We start from the raw sequence: 19167 nt of genomic DNA, 5'->3' as shown, positions 1-19167 counted from the left end.
AAAATGAACGGCTATTTTTTTATCATCATATATCTTAATGTGTTTGAAAGTATGTCTTTTACGACAGGTGCTGCGATTTCGCCACCCATGTGGCCATTTTTAGTAGGATTTCTTATGACTACTAAAACGGCTACTTGAGGGTTGTCAACAGGTGCAAATGCAGCGAAAGATGCTGTGTATTTCCCGGGTGAATAATTTTCAGTTGTGCCAGATTTTCCTCCTACAGTAAAGCCAGGTATTTGGCATGCTGTTCCTGTCCCCTCATCAACGACTTTTTTAAGCAACTCTTTCATTGTGTTTGACGTATCCTGCGATATAACCTGTCTTATGACTTGAGGTTTAAATTCTTTTATGACTTTATCATCTGATTTTATTTCTTTTACTATATTTGGCTTCATCAAGTATCCACCATTTATAGTTGCTGAAAAAGCATCTATCATTTGAAGTGGTGTTACTGCTATGCCTTGTCCAAAAGACATGGATGCAAGGTCAACAGGATGAACGTTTTTCTCTGGTATTATCATGCCAGATGCTTCACCCGGAAGCTGTATTCCGGTTGGACTTCCAAATCCAAAGGCGTTTATGTACTTGTACAATGTATTTAATTTAAGCCGTTCTACAATTATCTTCATGAATACTGTATCGCTGGACATTGCTACTGCTTGTGAAAAATCGATATTTTCCAATTTTGTCCAGCTATTTATCCTATGGCCTGATACTATGTAGTAACCAGGATCATAAAATTGCTCATTTGGCGTGACTAAAGATTCTTCTAATGCAGCAGATGCTGTTACTACTTTAAATACTGAGCCTGGTTCGTACAGATAAGACACAGCAGGATTTGACCATGTGTCGATGGAACTGACTTTATTTGGATTGTTTGGATCAAAATCAGGAAAATTTGCCATGGCTAAGATATCACCTGTCTTTGGATTCATCACGATTGCTGAAATGCCATTAGCTGGACTGTAAGTTTCATAAGCTTTTTCTATAGCTGTTTCTGCATATCCCTGAATCACTGAGTCGACAGTAAGGACTAAGTCATCGCCTTTTTCTGGTTCGTACAATTTTTCGGGGAGTCCTATGACATGACCTACTTCGTCAGTTGTGGCTACTTCTAATCCTGATATTCCTTTTAAATATTTATCAAACGAGTATTCTAACCCATAAAGACCGTTTCCGTCTACACCAGTGAATCCTAATGTCTGTGATAATAGACTACCGTCTGGATAGCTTCTAATGCTTGTATCTTCTACGTATATGCCTGCAAGGTTTAACTTTTTTATCTTGTTTACATTGTTCAATGGGACATTTTTTTTAAGGACAGTCCACTCAGAATTTTTATTGCTGAGAAGCTTATACAGTGAATCTTTTTTCATGCCTAATAAGTTGTACAGTTTGTCTGCGACTGCATCTGGATGTGTTATATTTTTAGGTGCAGCGTACACGTCGCCGCCGCTTACATTAGTGGCCAGGATATTTCCATTTGCATCGTAAATAATTCCTCTTTCTGGCTTTAATACTATCTTGGATGTTGTCTGATTTTTGACGGCCAGTGAATATTTTGGAGCCATTACAATCTGTAGCCATACAAGTCGTGCTACAAGACATGCGATTAAAAATAAAAATGTAATTAGTACCAGCAAAATGCGCTTTTTGTTTATTGATGCCAATTGAAAGTATCCCCCTTGTAAGTTTATAATTTTATTTTAAATCAATAATGTGCATATTTCAATTGGTTTACATGAATCTGCATTCGGTAGGTTTCACATCTAAGGCAAATTCTAAGAAAGACGGTGCTCTCATTTTGAAATTTTCTGACCATTCCATGAATTTAACCTTACATACAATAAAAGGCATTATCCATTGAACGTTGTTAATGGCAAGACCGTAAAATTCAGGGTTGACCTTAAGATCGTTGGCAACTTCTAAGAATGATGATAATTCTTTTTGCGATATTCCAGATTCTACATTTCCAATGTGCACAAGTTTGTCCTCCTCGTTGTAAAGACCCAAGACTAACGCTGTTTTATCTATTTTATACCCCAATATTACAGCGTTTAGTATTATGTGGTGTTTGAATTTTTGCCATAGACTACTTCTTTTCCCTAAGTAATATTTTGAGTCTGCTTTTTTAGCCATTACTCCTTCCAGTTGCTTTTTACCAGTTTCCGCAAATAAAGTTTTGCCTTGTCCAAATATATAATCAGATATCCTTATTAGATTGCCTTCACTGACGATTTTACTTAAAATTTCTTTGCGCTCAATCAGTGGGTAGTTTAATAGCTCTTTTCCATCAACATATATTACATCCCATGTTATAAATATTGCGGGATTGGATTTACTTAAAAGTTCTATTTTTAGTTTGTTTTGTTGGTGTTTTCGCATCATTATGTTTCTATAACTTGGTTTATTGTCTTTTAGAACGATTAGCTCGCCATCAAGTATGGCTTCATTTGATTTTAGACATTTATTTACTTCCATAAGTTCTGGGAATTGGTGGCTTATATCTACTAGCCTTCTGTCTTGAAGTTTTGTAGAAGATGAAAGAAATGCTATTGTCCTCGAACCATCCCATTTGATTTCATACACCCAACTTGGATCGTCAAATACATTTCCCGATATAGCCAGCATAGGAGAAATTTTTTCATCCATCAGGGACATCTTTATGCACCTTTTTTCTTTTTTGATTTTTTTGCAATGTTTTCTCCTTTTACTGATTCGATGCTGGCTTTTAATGCGCTTACAAGGTCCAGGACATTTTCTTCTTTTGGCGATTCAGGTATTTCAAATTTTCTATCTTGAATTTTCGACTCGATTATTTCGATCAGGGCTTTTCTGTAGTTGTCATCATATTTTTCAGGGGAAAAATCAGATGTCAGAGTATCCACAAGTTTTATAGCCATTTTCACCTCATTTTCGTGAAGATCTACATTGCGGATAGGTGGAAGCTCATTTGTACTTCTTATTTCATCAGGAAAGTGCATTGTTTCCATAACCATGTAGTTGTCATTGAAAACTCTTATGCAGGCTAAATCTTGCTTTGAGCGGATTACTACCCGCGCGACTGCTACACGGTTTAATTTCTTCATAGAATCTCTTAAAAGTACGTATGGTTTTGCACCTATTTCATCTGGTGCGATGTAGTATGTCTTATCGAAATATATGGGGTCTATTTGCCTTAAGTCTGTAAAATCGATAATATCTATCGTTTTAACTGTTGACTTTGGAATTCTCTCTAAGTCTTCTTCATCTATGATGACAAATTTTCCTGGTTCATATTCATAGCCTTTTACGATTTCTTCATCAGAAACTTCTTTATTGCACACAGGGCAAATCTTCTCGTATTTTATGGGTGATTTGCAGTCCTTGTGAAGCTGTCTAAAATGGATGGAGTTGTCTTCTGTGGCTGCATAAAGTTTTATGGGGATGCTGACAAGGCCAAAGCTGATGGCACCCTTCCACATCGAGCGCATTTTTTCACCTTCTTTCGATATTTATTAATTAGTATAACCATGAAAAACTCACAATCTTCAGGTAATTTATGGAATGTGGTTGACTTTGATACAATTTGCCTATATAATATTAATTAATTATTAAAAATATAAATTTTTTATTAAATTTATTAAAATAAAATAAAATATGCCTAATCGAAAGAGCGGGGGATATCTTTGGGGTGAATCCGCGTATGCGGTAGGGTTGCTCTTTACCGAACCCGTCAACTAACCTCGTAGGCATAAAGAGAGGATGAATGAGTTGAATTACAAAAAAATAGTGGCAACAGCGGTAGTGTCAATAACACTTATGCAAGCGCCAAGTGCATTTGCAATGGAGCTTTTGAAATACGGTTCAAGAGGACAAGCGGTGGTTAGCTTGCAGCAAACGTTAAACAGGCTTGGCTATAGCACAGGTGGTATTGACGGAATATTTGGCAGCAAGACAAAAAGCGCAGTGATCGCACTGCAGAGAAGGTACGGACTATCTCCTGATGGAATTGTAGGACCAGCTACAGAGGCAGTATTAAATAGGACGACTGTAACTGGCGTTTCATCAAGGGGTGGTTATGAGCGCCCATCAAATTTTGACATAGTAAGTATTGCAGAAAGATATCTTGGAGTACCGTATGTTTTTGGTGGTACTACACCTGCAGGTTTTGATTGCTCTGGATTTGTTCAATACGTGTTTAGGCAAGCTGGAAAAAGCATCGGCAGAACTACGTATGACCAGTATGCAGGTGGTAGAGCTGTAAGCTTATCTGATCTTCAGCCAGGCGATATATTGTTTTTCTCTACATCAGGCGGTGGTCCTACACATGAAGGTATATACATAGGAGATAATCGTTTAATACACATGAGCGATTCCCTTAATAAGGCTGCTATTGCGGATTTTAGCGGTTGGTTTAGGACGTACTATATAGGCGCAAGAAGATATTATTAAAATTTAAAAGAGAGCATCTACATAGAGGCGTATATGTTTTTTTGATTTAACATATGCGCCTCTTTTATTTTTAGAAATTAAATAAAGTCTTAAATGGAAATCTTTGTTTTGTTGACAAGTAATGTCACAAATAACTGATTATTATAAATTTTCTACATTGACTTTTTATAACTCGCAATTACCAAAACGTTTGTTCGTTTAATATAATTAAAGCACAGTGCTGCACTGAAAGGGACCGGTCCTCACTTTATGTGAGGTGTGTAGTAGATGATAAGTTATAATGAACTGTGCTTTAAGGCTAAAAGTGGTGATAAAGATTCTGTCCATGAGATTTTAAAAAAGTTTAATCCTCTTTTGATAAAATTAGCAAAAAAGTTTCCATACGACAGTTTTGATGATATGCTTCAAGACGGAAGAGAAGTGCTTATTGCTGCTATCCATCAGTTTGATGAGAAAAAAGGCAAGGAATTCATAGCATATGGCAGTATGCAGCTTAAATTTTATTTTTTAAATGCTTATAGAAAGAAAAAATCTTTTCTCTCTTTGAATGCAAAGGCAGATGAGGAGGAAAATGAGATCATCGATTTGATAGAGAGCGATGAACTTACGCCAGAAGAAAAATTTTTTAATGATATCATGAGAAAGGATTTAAAGGAAGCTTTGAATGGCCTTACTGGAAAGCAGAAAAACATAATAATGCTTTACTTTTTCGAAAGGAAGACACTTGTTGAAATATCAAAAGAGTTGGGAGTGGGATATCAGAGTGCTGTAAAACTTAAAGACAGGGCTTTAGATAGATTAAGATTTTTGATAAAAAATGATATAATTATGTAAAATGGCTTGAAAGGATGATGTATACTTGGAAGCTAAAAATCTCGGCATAAATGAAGAATTATTCAAAGAAATAATCGAGCTGAATCAAAAAGCTCAGTTTCACAATCTAATCGGCATGGAGATTGTTGAGCTTGGCAGTGGTAAAGTGACGATGGAAATGACGATTTCCGATAAACATCTAAATATCTTTGAGATTGCTCACGGCGGTGTATTGTTTTCTCTCATGGATACGGCTATGGGGATTGCTGCGAAAACGATGGGGAAAAACATGGTGACTCTCGAGATGAATATAAACTATATAAAGCCCTTAAAAGCCAAAGACAGAATCAAGGCAATAGGGAAGATTATCCACATGGGCAAGACGACTGCTGTTGCAGTATGTGATGCATACAATCAGGATGGCAAGCTTGTGGGATCTTCCCGCGAGACATTTTACTGCATAGATTAAATGGTATACAATAAAAATAAGATGAAAGGAGGCCATGAAAATGAATTTTGATAGTTTTTTGTACAATACAAGACCTTTTTTAAATTATTTGTTTGATTTTTATAGCAATTTAGATGACATGAAGTTAAGCACCGTCATAAAAGATGCTGGGAGTGCTGACAATGTGTCGATTATCGTCGTTGATATGATAAACGGTTTTTGCAAAAGTGGGGCTTTGTCCAGTCCTCGAATAGGAGGGATTATAGAGCATATAAAGAGCCTCATTAAAGCTTCATACAGGATGGGCATAAAAAATGTGATGTTTGTAAATGATGCCCATGTAAAAGGTGCAACAGAATTTGTTGATTATCCAGAGCATTGTGTCAAAGGAACAGATGAAAGCCGTATCGTAGAGGAGCTTTTAGAGGTGGTTAAGGACAAGCCAAATGTGTACGAGAAAAATTCGTTAAACGTGTTTTTCGGCGGAGAAGACGGTGATGGAAATGAGTTTTTGAAGAAGGTATTCACCATGTTAAAAGGAGGTAAATCTACATTTATCATCGTTGGCAATTGCACTGATTTGTGTGTGTATCAGACGGCGATTTCTATAAAGATGATTGCAAACGCCAATAATTTAAGTGCCAATGTGATTGTGCCTGAAAATTGTGTTGAGACTTACGATATAAGCGTAAAGACGGCGGAAAGGCTTAAAATAGTCCCGCATGATGGTGACTTAACACATACTATGTTTCTATACCACATGAAGCTTAATGGCATAAATATTGTCAAAGAACTGCTGGAAGAATAAAATAAAAAGTTTTAAAGAGCTCTTTAACGTATAAAGGGCTCTTTTTATTAATAAATATTTATAAGATATTTATATTTTATTTATCAGTTGTAATGCTCTTGTAATATTGATAATATATAATGGATTTATAGAAAAATGGCTATTTGAGATGATTGATGAAGAATTTTGTTACAAATTGCTTTTTATTGTGAGGGATCTTAGGAGGGGATTTCAGTGCCAAAGCCTTTAAATGAAAACGCAAGATACATGGCAGGACTTGACGGACTCCGTGCTTTAGCTGTGCTTGCTGTCATTGGATATCATCTTAATCTGACTTTTTTGCAGGGTGGTTTTTTTGGCGTCAGCATATTTTTTGTGTTATCAGGATACTTGATTACAAATATAATTGCATCGGAGTGGGAGAAAAACAATAAAGTTGATTTAAAAAATTTTTGGAAGCGCAGAATGTTGAGGCTATTTCCAGCTCTTTTTATTATGGTAATTGTAGTCGCTTCTTATGTTACGCTTTTCGATGCTTCAAGGCTTTCATCTATTAAAGGTGATGCTATAACAAGTTTGCTTTATGTCAACAATTGGTGGCTGATATTCCATAAAGTATCTTACTTTGCTAAGTTTGGACCACAATCGACGTTTGGCAATCTATGGTCACTGGCTGTTGAAGGACAGTTTTACCTCATTTGGCCGTTAGCATTGATTGCGGCATTTAAGTATATAAAGAAGAAAAAGTATATCTTTATTATCACTTTGCTGCTTTCTGTACTTTCTGCTTTAGCAATGGGCGTAATGTACACACCAGGAATGGACCCCAGCCGTGTATATTATGGCACTGATACACGTGCTTTTGGGCTTCTTTTAGGATCGGCTTTAGCGTTGATTCTGCCCAGCAACAAATTTTCCAGCAATGAAATTAAAAGAAAAGTATTGATTTATGATGTTATTGGATTTTTGGCTATGGTGTCGATTTTTGGTATGCTTATGTACGTCAATCAATACGATTCTTTTGTATATAGAGGTGGCATGTATTTGCTATCTGCAATAACTGCTGTGGTGGTAGCTGTGTCAGCACATCCTAAAAGCTTTTTAGGGAAAATATTAGGATGCGCTCAATTAAGATGGTTGGGAGCAAGGTCGTACGGAGTATATCTTTGGTACTTTCCAGTGCTTATTTTGACGACACCACCTGTAGATACAAAAGGCTTAGATCCTATTCGGGCGCTGCTACAGGTATTTATGATTATCGCTATTTCTGCTTTGTCATGGAAATACGTAGAGGATCCAATAAGACATGGCGCACTTAAAAAAATCATAAACGACTTAAAATCATTAAGATTTAAAAAAGGGAAAATATTACCTACACTTAAAACATCTGCTTTAGTTTCATTATCCGTATGTTTAATGGGCATTTTTATTGCCGGTATGAGTGGAATCATACCGGCCAACGCATCAGTTTCGTTAAATTCAGGTTCTGCAAATGGTGCTTCAGATTCACCATCTTATATAGAAAGCAGTAGCAATATAGGCAGTGATGTGCATGACTACAATGATAATCTGCCAGATAATAGGAGAGATGTTAAGTACTATCCGTATAAAGGCGGAAATCCCAGCTCAGCGGCATCAAATAACAGTGATTCTATAATTAGCCCTGTACAGCATGGAAAGGGTATAACCATAATAGGCGATTCGATATTGATAGATACAAAGCCTTACTTGGAAGAGATGCTGCCGGGAATCACGATTGATGGCAAAGTAGGAAGACAAATGTATCAAGCAAAAGATGTCGTGAAAAACCTCAAAGAGAAAGGAAAAATAGACACATTGATAGTTGAGTTGGGGACAAATGGGCCTTTCACTGAAGACCAGCTTTTATCGCTTTTAAAGAGCGCAGAGCCTGTAAAACGCGTAATATTGGTAAATGTCCGCGTCCCACGCCCTTGGGAAAGCATCGTCAATGAGACGTTGTCAAAAGTGTCTTCAGAATATCCACACACTACTTTAATTGATTGGTATAAAGCCAGCTATGGACATGATTCATTCTTTTCACCCGATGCGGTTCACTTAGAGCCCAGTGGTGCGAAGTATTTTGCTTCACTTATAGCAAATGCGGTAAAAGAAGACAACTAAAAATGATGTAAAAAGGCTGCATTTTGCAGCCTGTAATTATTCTAAGACTTTTCGAATCTCGTTTAGCTTTGAGTTATTTTTGTACTTCATGTATATATAGAAGGGTATGCCGCACATAAGCATTATAAATCCGTACATGACAGTCTCGGCTCCAGACCCGTATATTGTCCACATGGCGTATGCAAAGCCTAAAAGCGGAACAATCGAATTCTTTATAAAGCCTAATACGCTGACGTTTTTGTCTCTTTTTATAAGAAGCATCATTTCAGATGCGGCTGTAAAAGCGTACACGGGCAAGAAAGACAAAGTTGCCAACAGTATTATAAAATTAAACGCGGAAACCAGAGATTTTGTGTAGTTCATCAGCAATAGCAGATTTACAAGTACCGATCCTATGATCAATGATACGTGAGGAGTCTTGTACTTAGGATGTACTTTTGAAAAAACTTCTGGAAACAGGCCATCTTTCCCTGCCGCATAAGCCACACGAGCTGTAGATAAAAGCCATCCAACGGTTGTGCCAAGCACACTTACGACAGAGCCTACAATTATGACATTCGCAATGTTTTTCCCTAAGAACTGTTTGAGGATGTCTGCTATTGGAGAAGCACTTTTCGCAAGCTGGCTTTGCGGTATTGCACCCATTGCCGAGAGGTTTATGGCTAAGTACATTACTACCGCGATCAAAATTCCGAATATGGTGCTTAACTTTACGTTTTTTTCAGGGTTTTTGATTTCTTCAGCAGTAATTGAGGCTGTTTCAAGTCCTATAAATGCCCACAGTGTTGAAGTAGCTGCTGCTGATAAAGTATTCATGCCTTTTCCTGCAGGAAATAATGGCATCACATTGCTTGACTTGAAATGTACTGCTGATACGATTATAAAGAACAAAAAAAGACATACTTCAAAAACAGTTATTGTTGTTTGAGTTGAGCCAGCTCTTTTTACACCTATAATGTTAATTATTGTAAAAATCCATAATATAGCACTAGTGTATATAAAAGCGGCTAAATGACTTTGTGATAAAATCGGGAATAAGGCGCTTGAGTAACTGGCAACTGCGATAACGACGGCAGCGTTTCCGATCCATGAACCATTCCAGTATAGCCACGCATTGATGAAACCTATAAAGTCTCCAAAAGCTAATTTTGAGTATTCATACGGGCCACCAGCTTTTGGAATTCTTGAACCTAAATTTGCAAATGACAATGCCAGCAATATTGATCCAATTCCTGTAACAAGCCATGCCAGTATTGTTGCGCCAGGACCTGATTTAGATGCAAGTGTAGCAGGAAGCATGAATATGCCGGAACCCATCATGTTACCTGTTACAAGTGCTGTGGCGATAAATAGGCCAATGTCTTTTTTAAGCTTTTGTGTTTTGTCCATATAGTACAATTCCTTTCTATAAGTTTTTGAAATAGCATAATTAAATTAGCACAGGAAAGTGAAAAAGTCAATGAATAATTTTGCAAAAATGATATAAAAAATGCAGGATATAAAATCGAGCTTTATAACCCGTATAAATAATATTTATTCAATTGAATTCACATCGTATGGTGTTTTTTGGTATACATAGTAATTTAACCAGTTAGAAAACAATAGATTTGCATGACTTCTCCATTTCACAATTGGCTCATTATTAGGGTCATCTCCTGGGAAATAGTTTTTTGGTATTTTTATAGGAATGCCTTTTTTTAAATCCCTTTCGTATTCGGATTTTAGCGTCAATGGATCATATTCAGAGTGACCTGTCACAAATATCTGTCTGCCTGATTTTGAAGCTACTATGTATACGCCTGCTTCGTCGGATTCAGAAAGTATTTCAAGGTCATCTACAAGCTCTATATCTTCTTTTCTGACTTCCGTATATCTTGAATGGGGCGCATAAAATTCGTCGTCAAATCCCCTTAATAAGTCGACATTTTTCTTAGATACTCTATGCAAAAATACGCCAAACATTTTCTCTTTCAGAGGATATTTAGGAATGCCATAGTGATAATATAGACCTGCTTGAGCACCCCAGCAAATATGAAAAGTGGAAAATACATTGTGCTTGCTCCATTCCATTATTTCTTCAAGCTCATGCCAATAATCAACATCTGAAAAGTCCAAAGTTTCCACTGGTGCTCCGGTTATTATGAGACCGTCAAATTTTTCATGTTTTACGTCATCAAATGTTTTGTAAAAAGCTTCTAAATACTCTGGCGCAGTGTTTTTAGATTTGTGTGATGCTGCATAGAGAAATTTTAGATCAATTTGCAGTGGATTGTTGCTAAGTAGCCTTAATAGCTGTGTTTCTGTCACACTTTTTGTAGGCATCAAGTTTAAGATGGCGATCTTAAGAGGGCGAATATCTTGATGAATTGCCCTTTCTTCAGCCATTACGAATATATTTTCTTTAGCTAAAATATCGATGGCAGGTAGGCCATTTGGTATATTGATGGGCATTTGCAAACCTCCTTCAATGTAAAAAATAAAACACCTCAGAGATGAGGCGTAGATAATCACATCTACTCATCTCCCAAAGCTATAAGCTTTGCAGGAATTAGCACCATTTTCATAAAATATGACGGTTGCCGGGTTTCACAGGGCCAGTCCCTCCACCACTCTTGATGAGTTTTGATTTACGATATTAAATTGTTAAAATAATTATATATTTATTGAAGTTTGATGTCAATAATATGAAGGGCATTTTTTGCTAATTCTTATATTTACAATTGTTTGTTTATGAATAGCTTAAAATAATCCAATTTGTGGCTTTTATTTAGTATGCTTTGCAATTATAATTGAATTTAGAGGTGAAAGAAATGTATGATGTAATTATTGTTGGTGGAGGACCTGCAGGATCTACATTAGGAAGAAAGCTGTCTAAAGAAGGATATAAGGTATTGTTGATAGAAAAGCATGTTTTTCCGAGGTACAAAGCCTGCGGTGGCGGAATAACTAAAAGGTGTTACAAATTATTAGATATTGATATAAGCCAATACGTAGAAGATATTACAAATGAAATCATTTTTAGATTTCCTAATGATAGAACAATAGCTTTGCAGACTGGTGAGCCCATAATATACCAAGTAGATAGGGTTAAATTTGATAAATATTTAATAGATAAAGCAGCTTATTATGGGTGTGAAATACATGATGGTGAATTATTTTATGACTTTTATCAGCATGATAAGGGACTTGTCGTTGTGACAGACAGGGGTGAATATGAGACAAAGGTTTTAGTAGGTGCAGATGGAATAAACAGCAATGTGGCACATAAAGCAAACTTAATAAATGGCAAAAAAGGCATAGCACTTGAAGGTGAAGTATACGTGGATAATAGCTTAATCGATGGATTAAAAGGGAAAGTTGTGGTAGATTTCAATGCAATAAGATATGGGTATGGATGGGTATTCCCCAAAGGTGACAGATTGTCTATTGGTGTCGGGACTTTTTTAAACAAAGTTTCAGACATAAAAGAAATGCTATCTAAAATGATAGAGGAAAATGTGGACGGAAATATAAAAGACTGCAAAATTTACGGGCATCAGTTGTCGTTTCCTGATGGGAGCGATGGTGTATTTAACAACGATAAAATAATATTGATTGGAGATGCTACAAGGCTTGCTGATCCATTTACAGGCGAAGGAATATACAATGCTTTGCTTACTGCAGACATATCATTTGATGTTCTAAAAAAGCATTTCAGTGGAGAATGTGGATTGGATGAATACACTATTAGACTCAATAGAGAAGTTGTGCCAGATGTTGGTTGGGCATATAGATTAGCGCAATTTACTTACAATAACATGGATTTCATAGAAAAATCAGTAAGATATTTTCCTAATGTGCTATCATACTTTGTAGATATAATGATGGGTGATAATACATATAAGAATTTTAAATTAAAAGTTCCAATGTATTCACTGCGGGTAATGACTTCTAAGACGAAAATTAAAGTAGAAAAAAACGTGTCATGAAGTAATTGACTTTAAACTGTAGTTAAATTAAACTATTTATAGGTGATACCCCTTATGAGTATATGAAAGGAGAATTTAAATATGGGTTTGTTTGGTTCAAAAGGCGAAACTGTCACGATTGATGTGAGAGGCATGTCATGCAACCATTGCAAAATGACTGTAGAGAAAGCATTAAAAGGTCTTGATGGAGTGTCAAAAGCGACAGTAGACTTGGATAAGGCCAATGCAACTGTAACATACGATCCTAAAAAAGTTACTATAGATGACATGAAAAAAGCGATTATTGATGCAGGATATGAAGCTTAATATTTTTATTTATGTTTAACCGCTAATGCGGTTATTTTTTATATTTAATGTATAATAAGTTTAAAAATGTTATTTACAAAAGGCTTTTTTTGCTATATAATTATTACATAAAATCCAATCGGAATAGTATAATTTAAAGGAGAGGATATAATGGCAAAGATTGCAAAAAACCTTACGGATTTAATAGGCAATACGCCGCTATTGGAATTATCAAACTACAATAAAGAAAATAATCTTGAAGCAAGGCTTATAGCAAAATTAGAGTACTTTAATCCATTAAGCAGCGTAAAGGACAGAATCGGATATGCTATGATTAAAGATGCAGAAGAAAAGGGGCTTATAAACAAAGACACTGTTATTATTGAGCCAACCAGTGGCAATACAGGAATAGCGCTGGCTTTTGTTGCAGCGGCTAAGAAATACAGATTAATATTGACTATGCCTGAGACTATGAGCATTGAAAGAAGAAATTTGCTTAAAGCGCTTGGTGCTGAAATAGTTTTGACTCCAGGGGCGGAAGGCATGTCTGGAGCTGTAAAAAAGGCTGAGGAGCTGGCAAAGCAGTACGGAAATGCATTTATACCGCAACAGTTCAAAAACCCTGTCAATCCAGAAATACATAGAAAGACAACAGCAGAAGAAATATGGAGAGACACTGATGGCAATGTGGATATATTTGTTGCAGGCATTGGCACAGGTGGGACAATTACAGGCGTTGGTGAGGTTTTAAAATCAAGGAAACCTGATGTAAAGATTGTAGCAGTTGAGCCTGCTGATTCTCCAGTTCTATCTGGTGGAAGACCTGGTCCACATAAGATACAAGGTATAGGCGCGGGATTTGTACCTGATGTCTTGAATAGAGAAATCATTGATGAGATATACCAGGTTAAGAATAATGAGGCATTTGAGACGTCAAGAGCATTGGCAAAATCTGAAGGATTATTAGTTGGAATATCATCAGGTGCAGCCGCATTTGCAGCGACTCAGATTGCAAAGAGGCCAGAAAATAAAGGCAAGACGATAGTCGTATTGCTTCCCGATACAGGTGAAAGATACCTGTCAACAACACTGTATCAAGATTAATGAAAGGATAGTATATTGATCAAAAAAGTTCTTCCATATTGATGAATAAAATGATATAATATACTTGACAATAAAAGAAGAGGATGAAGCTCCCTCATTTAATTTGCTGAAAAGCTGATGGCTTCTACAAATAATGTAGATAGCTATCGGCTTTTTATATTATTTTGCTACTTTAATTAGTTCAGGAGGTGTAACAAATGGCGTTTCAAAGTATATTGTTTATAAATGCTGAAGATATTACAAACGTTGATTTATTAAATGAACCAGTATTTTTTAAAGATTTGAACATTGATCAAATAATAGATGCAATAACATTCGGTAGAAACGAATATAACCTTAAACCGTTTTTTTATAAATCGCCTATTAACAAAGAAACAATCGTATATCGCCAAGAAATAATGAAAGAATTAGAAAACAATTCGCTTTTTATGTCTGTAAAATCTTTTTCTGAAAAATTTCAGCATATGAGGGAAGCTTTAAAAAAGATTGATAAGATTTATTATAAATATCAAAAGGAAAGATGGTTTTTAGATGCAGTTAATTTATATGTTGATGCTGTAGTTTCTTTTGCTAATGATTTAACACATATAGATTTAAATTCTACTGGCTTTATTGCATTTCGAGAATACATTTTAAATTATGTTAATAGTAATTCTTTTGTATCTTTGAATGAAGCGACAAAAAAACTTGAAGAGGACTTATCATCTGTAAAGTACAGCATACTCATAAGAGGAAACAGTATAAAAGTAAGCAAATACGAATCAGAGATAAATTATAGTAACATTGTGGAAGAAACCTTTAAAAAGTTTAAAGAAGGAGAGGTAAAAGATTATAGGAAGAAGTTTTCAGAGTACGATGATATGAATCACGTGGAAGCAAAAATTTTAGATTTGGTAGCCCAACTTTATAAAAAAATATTTGAGGAGCTTGATGATTACTGCATTAAAAATAGCCATTTTATAGATGATAAAATCGGTACATTTGAACGTGAGGTACAGTTTTACATGTCATATTTGGAATTTATTTCAAAGTTTAAAGATGTAGGATTGAAATTTTGTTATCCACAGGTTGAAAGCCAATCAAAAGAAGTTTTTGACTATGGGTGCTTTGATTTGGCATTAGCTAATAAACTTATTTCTAATAAATCGACAGTCGTCACAAACGATTTTTACTTAAGTGGCAATGAGAGAATCTTTGTTGTATCTGGGCCTAATCAAGGTGGTAAAACGACATTTGCCAGGACATTTGGACAAGTTCATTATCTTGCCAGCATTGGATGCCCTGTTCCAGGATATAAAGCGCGGCTATTTTTATATGACAATATCTTTACACACTTTGAAAGAGAAGAAAATGTAAATGAACTTCACGGAAAATTAGAAGATGAATTGATTAGGATTTATGATATTCTCTCAAAAGCTACGTCAGATAGCATTGTTATACTGAATGAAATATTTACTTCTACTACTCTGGAAGATGCTATTTTTCTCAGCAAAAAGGTAATGGATAGAATTATAGATCTGGATTTGCTTTGTGTTTGGGTTACATTTATAGATGAATTATCCACTTATAACGAAAAGACTGTAAGTGTAGTTAGTACGGTCGTACCTGATAATCCATCGCTTAGAACCTATAAGGTTGTAAGAAAGCCTGCTGATGGTTTGTCTTATGCCATTACAATTGCGGAAAAATACAGACTTACCTATGAGCATATTAAGGAGCGTGTAAACAGATGAAGACATTTTTGCTGTACAAAAATCGCGATTTTGATATGAAACAGGAATTGCCATGGAATGAACAAATATTGGTACAGGATTTAGGATTGAATGCGGTTTTTGATGCTATGGCACAAGGTGATGAGTTTTTGTACGATGTAGCTTATAAAGTCATTCTAACAAGTATAAATGATGTAAATGAGATAATTTATCGTCAGGATATTCTCAAAGATTGTCTAAAATATCCCTCTATAATAAGAAGCATTTATGACATTGCGGTAGAAACATTGGAAAATGAGAAAAAAAATTTTTGGAGCATTTTTAGCAGCTATCCATCGTCAATTTTGCATAGCTCAATTGAGCTTATGTACATGTATGTTGATATGCTTATTAAATTGAGAAAGATTGCGGAAGAACATTTTCACAAATTTGAATCAGAAGGTTTTAAATCATTATTTTCAATGCTACAAAAAGAATTAAATGATGAGTACATTGAAACTGTAAAAACACATTTAAAAGAATTGAAATTTGAAAATGGAGTATTGATAAGTGCGGAATTGGGAAAAGGTAATAAAGGGATTAATTACATTCTCAGAAGGCCTAATGAAATCAAACAGAGTTTAATTGAAAAGATTTTTTCCAAAAAGGCTTCGGCTTTTACTTTTTACATTGCCGATCGGGATGAAAGTGGCATGAAGGCTTTATCAGAATTAAAAGATAGAGGCATAAATCTTGCAGCAAATGCTTTAGCGCAGTCTGCAGATCACATTAATGGCTTTTTTAAAATGCTTAAAACAGAATTAGCCTTTTATGTAGGATGCATTAATCTGTATGAAGAACTTACTAAAATAGGTGAACCTATATGCTTTCCTGTGCCTTTATCTGCAGAGAATAGAAGACACTCTTATTCGGGTTTATATGATATAAGCTTGTCTCTGACGATGAAAAAGAAAGTAGTGTCAAATGATTTGAATGCTGACAGAAAAGATCTTTTCGTCATAACAGGTGCTAACCAAGGGGGAAAAACGACATTTTTAAGAAGCATTGGCCTGGCGCAGTTAATGATGCAGTCTGGCATGTTTGTGGGAGCAGAGAAATTTTCATCAAATATATGTATTGGATTATTTACACATTTTAAAAGAGAAGAAGATGAAGAAATGAACAGCGGTAAATTAGACGAGGAATTAAGCAGGATGAGTGATATTGTTGATAATATAAAGCAAAATTCCATGATACTTTTTAATGAATCATTTGCAGCTACAAATGAAAGGGAAGGCTCAGAGATTTCAAGACAGATAATAAGTGCATTACTGGAAGTTAAAGTAAAGATATTTTTTGTCACTCATCTTTATGAATTATCACGCAGCTTGTACGATAAAAAAATGGACAATGCGATTTTTTTAAGAGCCGAAAGAAAACCTAATGGTGAAAGATCTTTTAAATTAGTTGAGGGTGAACCGCTAAAGACTAGCTATGGAGAAGATTTGTACAAGAAGATATTTAAAAATTCTTGATTTGATTAAAATTTGATGGAGAGATTGAGATTTTTATTTTTACTATTATATTGAAAAGTTTTAATATTTTAGGTATAATTGTATTAACAGATGCATAAAGGTGATGGAACTCACTCAAACTGCCATAAGGCTAATAGTTCCTACGTGGTTTAAAAAACCAGTAGGAACTATTTTCTTTTATAGGGGGTGATATTAAGAAAAGTGTAATATTTTGAAATGTTCAGCGATGGAGCTCGCGCAATGCACCAGGATGCTGATAGCTCCTACCATTTTAACAAAAAAATTCATAATAAATGGAATAATTAGGGGGTTGTACTAATGTGGTTGACTTATAGTTGGTGGTTAGGTTTAGCTTTGATAGCAGGATTGGTTGCTGATTGGACGGGTATATCTATATCATTAATTGAGATTTTGGTAGGGGTTATTGCTGGCAATTATTTAGGATTTCAAACAAATCAGTGGGTAGAGTTTTTAGGAGGCGTTGGAAGCGTTTTTTTGACATTTTTAGCCGGAGCAGAAGTTGATCCAATAGTCTTAAAGTCAAAGTTTAAAGAGAGTATCACAATAGGGCTTTTAGCTCTTATATTTCCTTTTGCAGGAGCTTTTGCTTTTACGCATTTTGTTGCAGATTGGACTCTTAAAGCTTCTGAAATTGCTGGCATTGCTCTTTCAACAACTTCTGTTGCAGTTGTGTATGCTGTAATGGTGGAAAGTGGACTTAATGAAACGGAACTTGGGAAAATTATTTTAGCTGCTTGTTTTATCAATGATCTTGGTACAGTTTTAGTACTTGGGATACTTTTTGCAAACTATAACAAGTGGATGTTGTTATTTGTAGTTATTACAGTAGTAGTAGCTGTATTTATGCCCTCTGCTACAAAAAAATTCTTTGCAGTATATGGCAATAAAGTAGGGCAATTAGAAATAAAATATCTATTTTTCTTTCTATTTTTAACAGGTGGATTAGCCTCTATGGCAAATAGTGAAGCTGTTCTTCCGGCATATATACTTGGATTAATGGTATCAGGTTTTTTTGTAAAAGAAAAGAATTTATTATTCCGTATGAGATCAATAGCATTTGCTATTTTTACACCTTTTTACTTTATAAAAGCGGGATTATACGTCTCTCTCCATGGTGTAATAGTAAATATTCTTTTGATTGTTATATTACTTTTAATTAAAATTGCAACAAAATATATAGCGGTAAAACCAACTACTATGGTATTTAAATTTTCAAAACAAGAAGGAATGTATACAACTCTTCTAATGTCTACAGGTCTTACTTTTGGAACAATATCAGCAATGTTTGGATTAACTCATAAAATAATAACAAGTAATCAGTACACTATTCTTGTTACTGTAGTTATTTTAAGTGCAATTGTACCTACATTAATTGCAGAAAAATTTTACAGACCGCAAGATTATGATATAGAAAGGAAGATTTAGAATGTTTAAAAAAATTTTACTTGCGTATGATGGGTCGGAATATGCAAATAAAGCATATGAATTTGTTTTAGAATTAGCGCAAATAAATAATAGTGAAGCATATTTGATATCGGTTGCTAATATTCCGGAATTTGTAAATTCAAAAGACGAAGTAGATGAGGCTTTAAATTCAGCAAAATTATATTATGGGAAGATACTTGGAAATGCAAGGAAATTGGCTAATGAAAAAGGGATAAAAGTATTTACAGAAGTGATAACAGGTCATCCTGTGGATTCAGTAATCCGCTTTGCAGAAAAACATGGATGTGACTTGATAGTTGTGGGTGAAAAAGGTAATAGCGGTGTAAAAAGGTATATTATTGGAAACGTTGCAGAAAACATAGCAAGGCATGCAAAATGTTCTGTTCTTATTGTAAAATAACTCAAACTTCGCACTTATAAAAGTAGCTCTGTACCTTGATAATTCAATATTATTTGGCTATAAAATAGCATGAGACCTCCATTTTTGGTA

At 35.1% G+C, this 19167-nt stretch carries 17 protein-coding genes and 4 riboswitches; of the genes, 12 read left to right on the top strand and 5 right to left on the bottom strand.

Features of this window, described 5'->3' with window-relative positions:
• Window positions 1-11: 11 nt before the first annotated feature.
• The 3 genes from HNR52_RS08785 to ku form a co-directional block, all read right to left on the bottom strand.
• On the bottom strand, window positions 12-1673 hold the full coding sequence (locus HNR52_RS08785; RefSeq protein ID WP_435620350.1) for a peptidoglycan D,D-transpeptidase FtsI family protein: 1662 nt from the start codon (window positions 1671-1673) through the stop codon (window positions 12-14).
• Window positions 1674-1740: 67 nt separating this feature from the next.
• On the bottom strand, window positions 1741-2664 hold the full coding sequence (locus tag HNR52_RS08780; RefSeq protein WP_435620349.1) for an ATP-dependent DNA ligase: 924 nt from the start codon (window positions 2662-2664) through the stop codon (window positions 1741-1743).
• Between the two features lie 2 nt (window positions 2665-2666).
• Window positions 2667-3476, bottom strand: coding sequence for a non-homologous end joining protein Ku (gene ku, locus HNR52_RS08775; protein WP_435620348.1), 810 nt, complete (start codon window positions 3474-3476; stop codon window positions 2667-2669).
• 157 nt (window positions 3477-3633) lie between these two features.
• Window positions 3634-3751, top strand: a riboswitch (cyclic di-AMP (ydaO/yuaA leader).
• Window positions 3752-3756: 5 nt separating this feature from the next.
• Between ku and HNR52_RS08770 the strand changes: the two genes are divergently transcribed.
• The 5 genes from HNR52_RS08770 (at window position 3757) to HNR52_RS08750 (ending at window position 8627) form a co-directional block, all read left to right on the top strand.
• On the top strand, window positions 3757-4437 hold the full coding sequence (locus HNR52_RS08770) for a C40 family peptidase (protein ID WP_435620347.1): 681 nt from the start codon (window positions 3757-3759) through the stop codon (window positions 4435-4437).
• 267 nt (window positions 4438-4704) lie between these two features.
• Window positions 4705-5271, top strand: a complete 567-nt coding sequence (locus HNR52_RS08765) for a sigma-70 family RNA polymerase sigma factor (protein ID WP_435620346.1) — start codon at window positions 4705-4707, stop codon at window positions 5269-5271.
• A 25-nt stretch (window positions 5272-5296) separates the two neighbouring features.
• On the top strand, window positions 5297-5719 hold the full coding sequence (locus tag HNR52_RS08760) for a PaaI family thioesterase (RefSeq protein WP_435620345.1): 423 nt from the start codon (window positions 5297-5299) through the stop codon (window positions 5717-5719).
• A gap of 40 nt (window positions 5720-5759) precedes the next feature.
• Window positions 5760-6506: a cysteine hydrolase family protein gene (locus HNR52_RS08755; protein ID WP_013787387.1), complete on the top strand. Its 747-nt coding sequence runs from the start codon at window positions 5760-5762 to the stop codon at window positions 6504-6506.
• A 213-nt stretch (window positions 6507-6719) separates the two neighbouring features.
• The gene (locus HNR52_RS08750; RefSeq protein ID WP_435620344.1) at window positions 6720-8627 is read left to right on the top strand and encodes an acyltransferase family protein; all 1908 of its coding nucleotides are present in this window, start codon (window positions 6720-6722) and stop codon (window positions 8625-8627) included.
• 36 nt (window positions 8628-8663) lie between these two features.
• Here HNR52_RS08750 and HNR52_RS08745 read toward each other — a convergent pair whose 3' ends face one another.
• Both HNR52_RS08745 and metA read right to left on the bottom strand, forming a co-directional pair.
• Window positions 8664-10016, bottom strand: coding sequence for an APC family permease (locus HNR52_RS08745; protein ID WP_435620343.1), 1353 nt, complete (start codon window positions 10014-10016; stop codon window positions 8664-8666).
• A gap of 144 nt (window positions 10017-10160) precedes the next feature.
• Window positions 10161-11078 (bottom strand): homoserine O-acetyltransferase MetA, encoded by a 918-nt coding sequence (gene metA, locus HNR52_RS08740; RefSeq protein WP_013787390.1) that lies wholly within the window; start codon window positions 11076-11078, stop codon window positions 10161-10163.
• Between the two features lie 63 nt (window positions 11079-11141).
• A riboswitch (SAM riboswitch) is annotated at window positions 11142-11249 on the bottom strand.
• A 188-nt stretch (window positions 11250-11437) separates the two neighbouring features.
• On the opposite strand from metA, the gene HNR52_RS08735 reads away from it, so the two are divergent.
• From HNR52_RS08735 to HNR52_RS08705, 7 genes are all read left to right on the top strand, one after another.
• Window positions 11438-12595, top strand: coding sequence for a geranylgeranyl reductase family protein (locus tag HNR52_RS08735; RefSeq protein ID WP_435620342.1), 1158 nt, complete (start codon window positions 11438-11440; stop codon window positions 12593-12595).
• A gap of 81 nt (window positions 12596-12676) precedes the next feature.
• Window positions 12677-12901 (top strand): copper ion binding protein, encoded by a 225-nt coding sequence (locus HNR52_RS08730; protein WP_435620341.1) that lies wholly within the window; start codon window positions 12677-12679, stop codon window positions 12899-12901.
• A gap of 150 nt (window positions 12902-13051) precedes the next feature.
• Window positions 13052-13984 carry a cysteine synthase A gene (cysK, locus tag HNR52_RS08725; protein ID WP_013787393.1) on the top strand — a complete coding sequence of 311 codons (933 nt, stop codon included), beginning with the start codon at window positions 13052-13054 and terminating at the stop codon, window positions 13982-13984.
• A gap of 70 nt (window positions 13985-14054) precedes the next feature.
• Window positions 14055-14118, top strand: a riboswitch (Fluoride riboswitch).
• A 63-nt stretch (window positions 14119-14181) separates the two neighbouring features.
• A complete protein-coding gene (locus HNR52_RS08720; RefSeq protein ID WP_013787394.1) occupies window positions 14182-15717 on the top strand; it encodes a MutS-related protein in 1536 nt (511 codons plus the stop codon).
• Window positions 15714-17210: a MutS-related protein gene (locus tag HNR52_RS08715; protein ID WP_013787395.1), complete on the top strand. Its 1497-nt coding sequence runs from the start codon at window positions 15714-15716 to the stop codon at window positions 17208-17210. The genes HNR52_RS08720 and HNR52_RS08715 overlap by 4 nt, the downstream gene beginning before the upstream one ends.
• A 90-nt stretch (window positions 17211-17300) precedes the next feature.
• Window positions 17301-17360, top strand: a riboswitch (Fluoride riboswitch).
• Window positions 17361-17528: 168 nt separating this feature from the next.
• The gene (locus HNR52_RS08710) at window positions 17529-18656 is read left to right on the top strand and encodes a cation:proton antiporter (protein ID WP_013787396.1); all 1128 of its coding nucleotides are present in this window, start codon (window positions 17529-17531) and stop codon (window positions 18654-18656) included.
• A 1-nt stretch (window position 18657) separates the two neighbouring features.
• A complete protein-coding gene (locus HNR52_RS08705) occupies window positions 18658-19077 on the top strand; it encodes a universal stress protein (RefSeq protein ID WP_013787397.1) in 420 nt (139 codons plus the stop codon).
• Window positions 19078-19167 lie beyond the last annotated feature (90 nt).

Origin of the sequence: Thermoanaerobacterium thermosulfurigenes (genome assembly GCF_051201035.1) — a bacterium.
Taxonomy (GTDB): Bacteria; Bacillota; Thermoanaerobacteria; order Thermoanaerobacterales; family Thermoanaerobacteraceae; genus Thermoanaerobacterium; species Thermoanaerobacterium thermosulfurigenes.
Note: the sequence above shows the minus strand (reverse complement) of the source record. Positions and strands in the feature narration are given on the sequence as shown.